Source organism: Bradyrhizobium sp. Leo78 (genome assembly GCF_059512425.1).
This window is the reverse complement of record NZ_JCAMOT010000092.1, coordinates 1-8,171: the sequence shown is the minus strand read 5'-3', so window position 1 is coordinate 8,171 and position 8,171 is coordinate 1. Positions and strand designations below refer to the sequence as shown.

General features: G+C 57.1%; 6 protein-coding genes, 1 pseudogene and 1 other annotated feature. Of the genes and pseudogenes, 1 reads left to right on the top strand and 6 read right to left on the bottom strand.

What is annotated here, in order from left to right; genetic code table 11:
* Positions 1-73: 73 nt before the first annotated feature.
* From AC5ZG1_RS42745 to AC5ZG1_RS42720, 6 genes are read right to left on the bottom strand one after another with little or no spacing between them, the layout of a single operon-like run.
* The gene (locus AC5ZG1_RS42745) at positions 74-1,207 is read right to left on the bottom strand and encodes an aminotransferase-like domain-containing protein (RefSeq protein WP_028169263.1); all 1,134 of its coding nucleotides are present in this window, start codon (positions 1,205-1,207) and stop codon (positions 74-76) included.
* 19 nt (positions 1,208-1,226) lie between these two features.
* Positions 1,227-2,804 (bottom strand): class I tRNA ligase family protein, encoded by a 1,578-nt coding sequence (locus AC5ZG1_RS42740; RefSeq protein WP_028169264.1) that lies wholly within the window; start codon positions 2,802-2,804, stop codon positions 1,227-1,229.
* 1 nt (position 2,805) lies between these two features.
* Positions 2,806-3,135: a cupin domain-containing protein gene (locus AC5ZG1_RS42735; RefSeq protein WP_028169265.1), complete on the bottom strand. Its 330-nt coding sequence runs from the start codon at positions 3,133-3,135 to the stop codon at positions 2,806-2,808.
* Positions 3,136-3,159: 24 nt separating this feature from the next.
* Positions 3,160-3,939: a phytanoyl-CoA dioxygenase family protein gene (locus tag AC5ZG1_RS42730; RefSeq protein WP_028169266.1), complete on the bottom strand. Its 780-nt coding sequence runs from the start codon at positions 3,937-3,939 to the stop codon at positions 3,160-3,162.
* A 40-nt stretch (positions 3,940-3,979) separates the two neighbouring features.
* Entirely contained in the window at positions 3,980-5,209 is a 1,230-nt protein-coding gene (locus tag AC5ZG1_RS42725) for an MFS transporter (protein ID WP_051397365.1), read from the bottom strand.
* Positions 5,206-6,525, bottom strand: coding sequence for a lysine N(6)-hydroxylase/L-ornithine N(5)-oxygenase family protein (locus AC5ZG1_RS42720; protein ID WP_155255674.1), 1,320 nt, complete (start codon positions 6,523-6,525; stop codon positions 5,206-5,208). Before AC5ZG1_RS42720 ends, AC5ZG1_RS42725 begins: the two co-directional genes overlap by 4 nt.
* Before the next feature lie 1,106 nt (positions 6,526-7,631).
* Here AC5ZG1_RS42720 and AC5ZG1_RS42715 point away from each other — a divergent pair.
* Positions 7,632-8,095 (top strand): annotated as a pseudogene (locus tag AC5ZG1_RS42715) (transposase); the annotation flags it as partial.
* Positions 7,910-8,026, top strand: a sequence feature (AL1L pseudoknot). It overlaps the preceding pseudogene by 117 nt.
* Positions 8,096-8,171 lie beyond the last annotated feature (76 nt).

Genomic DNA, 8,171 nt, shown 5'->3' with positions numbered 1-8,171 from the left:
GAACCCCCGACGATCCATGATCGATATAGAATCATCAATCGCAGCCCCTGACGAGGGCTTTTTCAGCAGACTGCTAGAGGTTAGCATGCAAATTACCTAAGCGCTCCAGCCCCTGCTCAATGAGAGATATTGGAAGATAGCTGAAACACAGGCGCACGTGACGGCCACTTCGTGGGCCATAGTTGCGACCATTTATAAGGTGCACGTCGTGCTCGCGGCTCGCAGCTTCAATAAACATCTCCGGATCCGTACCCGCGGTAAGCCGTACCCAGAACGAGAAGCCCCCGCTTGGCACCGTATATTCCGGCTCGCAAATCCGGCTGCGCTGCAACAACCTATGCACGCTGTCTCGCTTCGCTTGGTAGTGCTCGCGTAAGCGTGTTATGTGCGCGTCAAGAGCGCTCGATTGCAACAACCCCAAAACGACATTACTCAAAACCGGACTTACGCCGCCGTCGGGTTTGAGGTGCGCAAGCCTGTTGATGATGTCGGCCTCCGCAAGCACCCAGCCTACCCGTAGCCCCGGTCCGGCAACTTTTGAGATGCTATGGACATTGATCACGTTGTTGCCTGGCGCCAGCCAATGCACTGGACCGTTATAGGGCAACTCAGCATAGACAAGATCCTGCACCAAGAGAGCGCCACTGCGGGCTAGCAGGCCCGCCAACTTGGCCACATAGTCGCACGACATCTGGCGCCCGGTTGGATTATGAAATGCTGGCATCGTGTAGAAAAGCTTCACCCGGGCATTGGTCTGCAGCATTGCCTCGACTTCGTTCAGATCCACTCCCTCTGCGGCCAGACCTAGCTGGACCACGGTTGCACCCGCGATCGAAAACGTACGCAGTGCGCCCAAGTAGGAGGGGTCCTCCGTCAGGACCACGTCACCGGGGTCAATCCAGCCATCGGCAAGCAATTGTAAAGCCTGTGAAGCACCACCCGTAAGCATAACTTGGTTATGCCGCACGCCGTACCTCAGTGCGAGCTTTGTACGAAGTTCGGGCAAACCCGCCGCATCCGTATACTGCGGCAGATCGGCGGGAGCGACACCTGTACCTCCGTCAAACGCGCCTGGCCACGGCAGTTCTGCAAACATCACCGGGTCGGCCAGCGCGTGGCCGAAATTGATACCATGTTTCGCAGTTGAGGAGTTGAATGGCGCAAAGCCCTGAGCGACAGCGCTGCGTTTTGAGATGCGCGAATTCATGGCTTCGTCATTCGGATCTTCATGATTGCCAAATCTGTTCTTTGCAAAAGCGCTTATTGTACTCCGCGGCAAAGTTTGCGGGTATTGGCGCGCTGAAACGGGGAAAGTCCACCGACGTCTTTGGCTGGGCTGCTACGGCTGATGTCTCGAGGGACGGCCGCCACGCACCGCCAAAGTAGTGCTGGCCGTAGCCCATCGCTAGCTCAGGTACTACGGGATAGAGTAGGCTCAGGAACAGCGAGATCTGCGCAGCATTCCATGTCCAACCGTCTGCATGTGCAAAGCCAGCTAGCTCGAAGTACTTGTCGATGATATCAAGCGCATCCCAGAAACGCAGTGTGGTGACCGCATCGGCGTAATCTTCAGCGAAGCGGCGGAAATTCGGGGACAGTTCGGTGCTCTCTACTGTGCGTGCGTTTTCTGCATACCGGCGTAACGCATCTTCCCAGACCCGAATGCGTGAGGCTGCCGAGATGAGCCCGTCGAGGTCAAAATCGTTTGCGTCGGTTCCAAACGGCTTGGCCACTCGCGCCAGTGCATAACGGAGTACGTTTGGCCCCACCTCGCGCGCCACTTCATCGGCCCAAAGAGCATGATCACGACTGGTGGAAAACTTTTCGCCTTCCAGCTTGTAGAAATCCTGGACGGAGTGATTTTTGGGAATTGGGTAGCCGCGCGCGAGCAGAGCGCCGGCCACACCTAGCGTGTAATAGAAGCGGTTATCTTGCCCCATGAAGAAAAGAAGCTCGGTGTTCTGGTCGTGCAACGTCGCGTTTGCGTCCAGACCGGCGCGGGCGCATTGCTCGCGAATTCCGGTGTCGAAGCACCAGAGGCCCTCAAACCATGTAAGCAGCGTTTGGCCGATCAGAGAGTCAGGCTGTTTTACCTCCACACCGTGCCTGAAATGGCGGGTCATCGGCAAGCCGCGCACCTCCCGGTGTAGCCAAGCGCGCGCCTTGGCGCGTATCGGCTCGGGCCATGTGCTTTCTCCAATGGCTTCGTGCAGTGGGCGAGCGAGACGTGGCATGTCGAACACGGCCTGCGTGATGGGTCTTAGCACAAGATCGCGGCCGCAGGTGACGTGCCGTGCGTCACGGATTGTGTCGTGCTGAAGAGCCAGCCCGCAGTTCTCACACAGATTGCTGTCGCAAGGCGATGAGCAAGCCGGGCAACGGCCAGTTGCGAGCGAGTCCGTAACGAGCTCATCGCAATGGTCGCAATACAGTTGGACGCCCTGCCGTACGTCGACGTAGCCGGCCCCTTGCAGCTCGCGGAATATAGCTAGCGCATTTTCCTTGTGAATCGCGCTAGATGTGCGCACGAACACATCGGGAGTAATTTGCACGGCGCGCAAACACTGTAAGATCTGGTGAATGTATCGTTCTGCGACCTCGCTAAAGGATTGGCCGAGCTTTCGTGCCGTTTCGAGCGTATATGTGCCGTGCTCGTCTGAGCCAGTGATGTAGTAGGCCCGATGGCCGGTCATGCGTTGAAAGCGGACGAAAATATCAGCGAGTAAATACACGCCGCCGATGTGACCCAGATGTAGTTTGCCGTTAGGGCAAGGCGGCGCGGGACAGACAAAATAGGTGCGCACGTCAATCCCACCAAATCGAGATAAACTTGAGAGCGCTGTCTTGGCTGATATTACGGATAGTGTGCGTCTGATGTGGCGACATGTAACACAAGGTCGTTTCGCTAACCTCACGGACCTGACCGTCGACTTCGAATTCTCCACGACCAGAGATCAGCACCCAAAGTTCGTGCTCCTGATGATCGTGCGGGTCGACCGCATCGCCTGGAGCGAGCTCCACGACTGAAGCGCCAAATGCTGGGCTGAGACCCTCCGGGAGATGCTCCAAAAGGCGCCAGACCAGAACGCCGTATTCGGTTCGCATCAGAGAATGATCGGCCTGCTTCGTGTACACGTTGGTCTTCCTCAAACGTGGCTATCAGTCGCGATAGAATATGCCATTGGGAATCTTCAGGTTTTCAAGATCCGCCACCGCTTCCTCTGGTGGGTTGTAGGCGCGCTTCATGCGGTTGTATTCGGTGCGTGTCGGACCTCCAGTGGATGCGCGCTGGAACACCAAGTGAATCGCACGACGCGACCGATCGCTCTTGTTTGGCAGTGAGTAATGGGGCGCATAATCGTCGAAAATGAAAGCATCGCCAGCCTTCAAGTGCACCGGCTCCCATGTGAAGGTTTCGGCGATCTCCGGGCGAATCACGCCGCCGGCATCCATCGGAAACACTCCTTCCTTATGGCGAGCTGGCGTGAAGAAAAGCCCACCGTTACCCGGGTCCGAGTCGTCCACGGCAATGGATGCAATTGCGTGCACCATGCGTTCGGGTATCTTGTGCGGGATATGATAGATGTCCTGATGTGGGCGGTATCCGCCGCTGTCCGGATACTTGAAGATCAGAAGTTCCTTCAACATCCGTGTTTCCTCATTCAAGAGTGTCTCGACCGCTGTACGAATGCGGCCATCGGCCAGGAGCGCCTCCCGTAGAGGGGCATGGTAGTCTAAGAAGTTCTCGGCCTTGGAGATAATCTTGCGGCTGTCACTCGTCTTCTCGAACCACAACATCCACTTGTCGGAGCTTACATCCCAACGTGCGACTTCCTCAACGAAACGAGAAATCTTGTCGCGCGTGGCTGGATCGAAGAACTGTTCCAATCGAAGATATCCATCCTTATGCCATTTCGATTGTTGTGCCTCAGTCAGCATGTGTGAGCTCCTTCGTAAGATGAGACGGATCAGTTGTGCTTTACCCCAGGCGGCTTGCTAGCACCGCATTAAGAGCGGTCGCGCTCAATAGGCTCAGCAACATCACGTCAGGGCCGAATCCACGGACCAACTGCCCTCCGACCAGGGGAAAGCCGAAGAGCCCGAGGAAGTATGCGAGCGTAAAGATCTGCGAGGTAGTGGGCACGGAGACGCCGTGCTCGCCGGCAAGATTGACGGCTATCGTGTTCAAGGTTGAATAACTTAACCCATAGCCGGCGGCAAAGAGGACGGTGGCCGCGATATAGAGTGAGGTGCTGCCACCATTGAGAAGGAACAACACCAGAGACGCAGCGGTCAGTAGGATGAGCGTGAGCGCCAGTCGCTGTAACGGCAGGCTGCCCATGAGGTGAGCGACCGAGAAGCGTAGTACCACGCTCGTAGCAGTAAAAACGAGAAAGAACAGATCGGAATTCAAGTGACGTGATGCGGAATACGCGCTCTGATATGTGGACAGCCCCGCGAACATGCAGGCTGAAATCGCAATCATGGCGATGGGGAGTGCTGTGCACTTCTGAAGCAGTGTCGTAGTCGCGGCCAGTGTAATTTCGACATCCGGCATCGGCACTGCCGATAGCCTCGACATCGCGCGTCTTGTAAGGTCTACGCAGGCGGCTGCGATCACGCACGCAATCGCAAGCACCGCATAAATCGTGGCCAGCGAACCAGTGTATTTTGCAAGCAAGTGACCAAGTGGAGCCGCTAGGCCGAGCCCAGCCATTTGTGATCCGGATAAGACAGTCAAATACTGAATACGTGCTGAGGGACGTAGATGGCGGATGATCTGCAGCGGTGCCAGAATGAAGAACACTGACCAAGAAGAGCCCACCAGTAATCCTCCACCGTACGCCGCTCGCCTATCGAGGGCAGCGCCGGCAAAGGCCAGCATGGCTAAGGCCATAAATAGCGAGGCGACAGTCAACGTGGGCAATAGGCCTATCCGCTTTGCCAGCCAGCCTGCCAAGCAACAGGAAACGAGAGTGGCAGCCATGCCGCTGGAAATAATAAGACCCGCGGCTCCACTATCCGTTCCGAGCGCATGCATGTAGTCCGGCAATAGAAAGCTAGTGCCGTAAGCTGCTGCAATGATAATGGAGGCAATCAAAAATGGTGCAAAGGCGCGGTAGTCGAGCGTGCCTGAAAGCTGGTCGGCGGCTTTAGCCGTTCCATCCGCAATCCGGCCCCGCAGCGGTGAGGTCGAACCGCCGTTCATATGCTACCCAGTCGGGTTGATGGCATCGCAACCACACCGGCGTCTCGTTCAGACGTGTCCGAAGGTGCGTAAACCTCAATCATCTGCCTGTCGGATGTATTCAAATAGAACGGTCGGCCGAGGAGGCTATTAATAATCAGGCTGTTGCGGTACGCGACCAAAGATAGATTGGCGCTCTGCAATCCGTGCTGCACGCGGCTTTGATTTTGTAGATATATTGGTCCTGGCATGTGCCGACTGAAGCGGACTGCGTAGTCCGGGCCGAGTACGGGCAGGCCGTCTTCCATACACGCGCCTTCGAGGAGGGCCTGCAAGAAGGGCGGCGTACGTGGCTGGAAGCCTGTAGCAAGCACTATACGATCGACGAGGATGCAGCTATTTCGCTGCGTTGCGATCTCATTTAGATCTACTCGCCAGCGCTTGTTGTGGGACGTGACGTCTTTCACGACTACGCTGGACAACACACGAAATCGGTCGGCCAGCGTGCCATCCAGGCTGCGTTCGTACAGCATTTCATATAGGCGGTTGCACAAATCGACAGAAATACCATCGCTCGTAAGCATCTCGCCCTCGACTATGTTCCGGCGTTGCTGAAGCGGTAGAGCGTGAAAGCGACGGCTATAGGCGGGCGTGTAAGCCTCATTCACGAAACTGTTGTCGTCGATGGCAAACAAGTTCGAACGCGACGTTGCCCACGTGATCTGGGTGGATACAGAACGAGTAAGAATATCCTCGATGATCTCAGCCCCGCTCTGACCGCCTCCCACAACGAGCACATGCTCGGCTGCATACGGTAGCTGCCGCTCGAGATAGTCGGCTGCATGGTAGACGGTGTCACATAGCAAAGATCTGGCACAGGCCGGGATCTTGGGCTCTACGCCAACGCCGACAACAACGGCGCGCGCCAAGTATGTGGTTGTATTCGTGCTGATGCGGTAGCCATCCCTAAAAGGAACAACATCCTTGACTTCCTCGGAGAAGCGGAGCGTATTGAGTCGCCCTGCGACCCACCGGTAATACTCAATGAACTCCCGCCGGGACGTTGAAGCATTGCGCTTGTTGACAAAGCTGTAGAGCCGACCATGCAGTGCCAAATAGTTGAGGAATGAATATGGGCTAGTAGGATCGACCAGGGTCACGCAATCCTTGAGCGGCGACACCTGTAGGCGACTGTTCGGCAGCGCAAGGCCTGGATGCCAAAAGAGTGCGTCTCGCTTCTCCAGGAAAAGTGCGCGGAGCGGAGTAGGTTCAATAAGCGCTGCGAGGCTAAGGTTAAATGGGCCGATGCCAATTCCGATGAGGTCCAGCATTTCCATAGAAGTCTCTTTGAGCTCGTGTAAGTTCTTGACGTTGGCGCTCGTGTAAATTCTGCTCGGGTCCGGGCGCGTCGCTTCATTACTGAAGCACGTTTGTGTGACTTGGGATGGGGCAGCGGCTTGGCCCGCAATGGCGCGTCTTGCAAGCCGTCTGCTGAAACCTCTCATTCGTGGGAACACTAAAGTCCGGCTGCGACCATCTTCACCCACCCATCCGGTGGTCTCTGCTCATCAGCAATCGCCGTGCCAGCCACAAAATCTCGACTGCGCCTCGTTGGACGAGAAGAACATGCCCACCTACAGCATTTCGTGCGGAATTGCCCCGGCAGCTCCGTCGGATTTACGACATTGAGGCGGCAATCGGACATCCACATACGGAATACCGAGCGCACGGATCCATGGCTGAGAAACGAACACACTGTGAATGCTCATCTACGCCGACAGTGCTCAAACCATCATGATCTTTCCACGCATTGTCAGCCCTTCAGGCCTCGCAGACCGCTCGTCTGTGGTGTCGCACCAGGAGAGCTGCGTCGCACTACGCGGGCAGCAGACATCTTCGGCTCCGCAATGTTGGCAGTTTCTCAGGTAATGGCGGTGGACAGTTCCGCTTTGGCTGATTGCGGCGGCCTTTTTTGGGCTTAGCCAAGAGGCCGGTGAGCGTAAACAACAAACAGCGCCGCCAAGCGCGAGGAGTTTCTGGTGACGGAGCCTTGCCGACACGCGCCCGTGCGGGCGATCTTCTGATTGGCTAACGTGCGGCACACACCGGCTTGTGCGCTTTCGAAACGTGAGTAGCCTCAAAGCATGTCCTGTTCTAGTAAAAACCTCCGGCCGCAGCGCGCGACCGGAGGCTTGCGTTGGAACGTTAGCACATCGTTGTCCAGCGTTAACTGCTCCTTGCCAGCGCCGTTAACACGCCAGGTTATGGTCCCCCTGGCATTTTCTTTAAGCCACGCACTCAGCGCACGCAGACGTGTAGCTCGCTTCTGCGCAGACTGCCCGAGCTCCGCAGTCGGGTTTCTAAGGTCCTTCAAGGCTTGGCCGAGCGTGGCCTTGAACCGCCCCGGGTTTGCCGGAGGCTCCAGCTCCTAGAGGATGGAGCCATGACGAGCAAGACGACGAACAGATTTTCACCCGAGGTCCGGGCCCGTGCGGTTCGGATGGTTCTGGATCACGCGAGCGAGCATCCGTCCCGCTGGGCGGCGGTGACCTCGATTGCGGCCAAGATCGGCTGCACGCCGCAGACGCTGCATGACTGGGTCAAGAAGGCCGAGGTCGACAGCGGGCAGGCGTTCCGACCGACATGGCTGAGAAGCTGAAGGCCCTGGAACGGGAAGAACCGTGAGCTTCGGCACGCCAATGAGATCCTGCGCAAGGCGAGCGCCTATTTTGCGACGGCGGAGCTCGACCGCCGGTCCAAGCCATGATCGCCTTCATCGACGATCACCGTGGGACGTATGGGGTCGAGCCGATCTGCAGGGTCTTGCCGATCGCCCCTTCGACCTACCCCGCCCATGTGGCCAAGCGGCGCGATCCGACCAAGCTGTCGGCGCGCGCCAGGCAGGATGAAATGGACCCGCGGAGCGGGACCGCTTGAACCGGTTTGTTAGTTGGAAACTGACTGCTCCTGATCCCTTTCTATC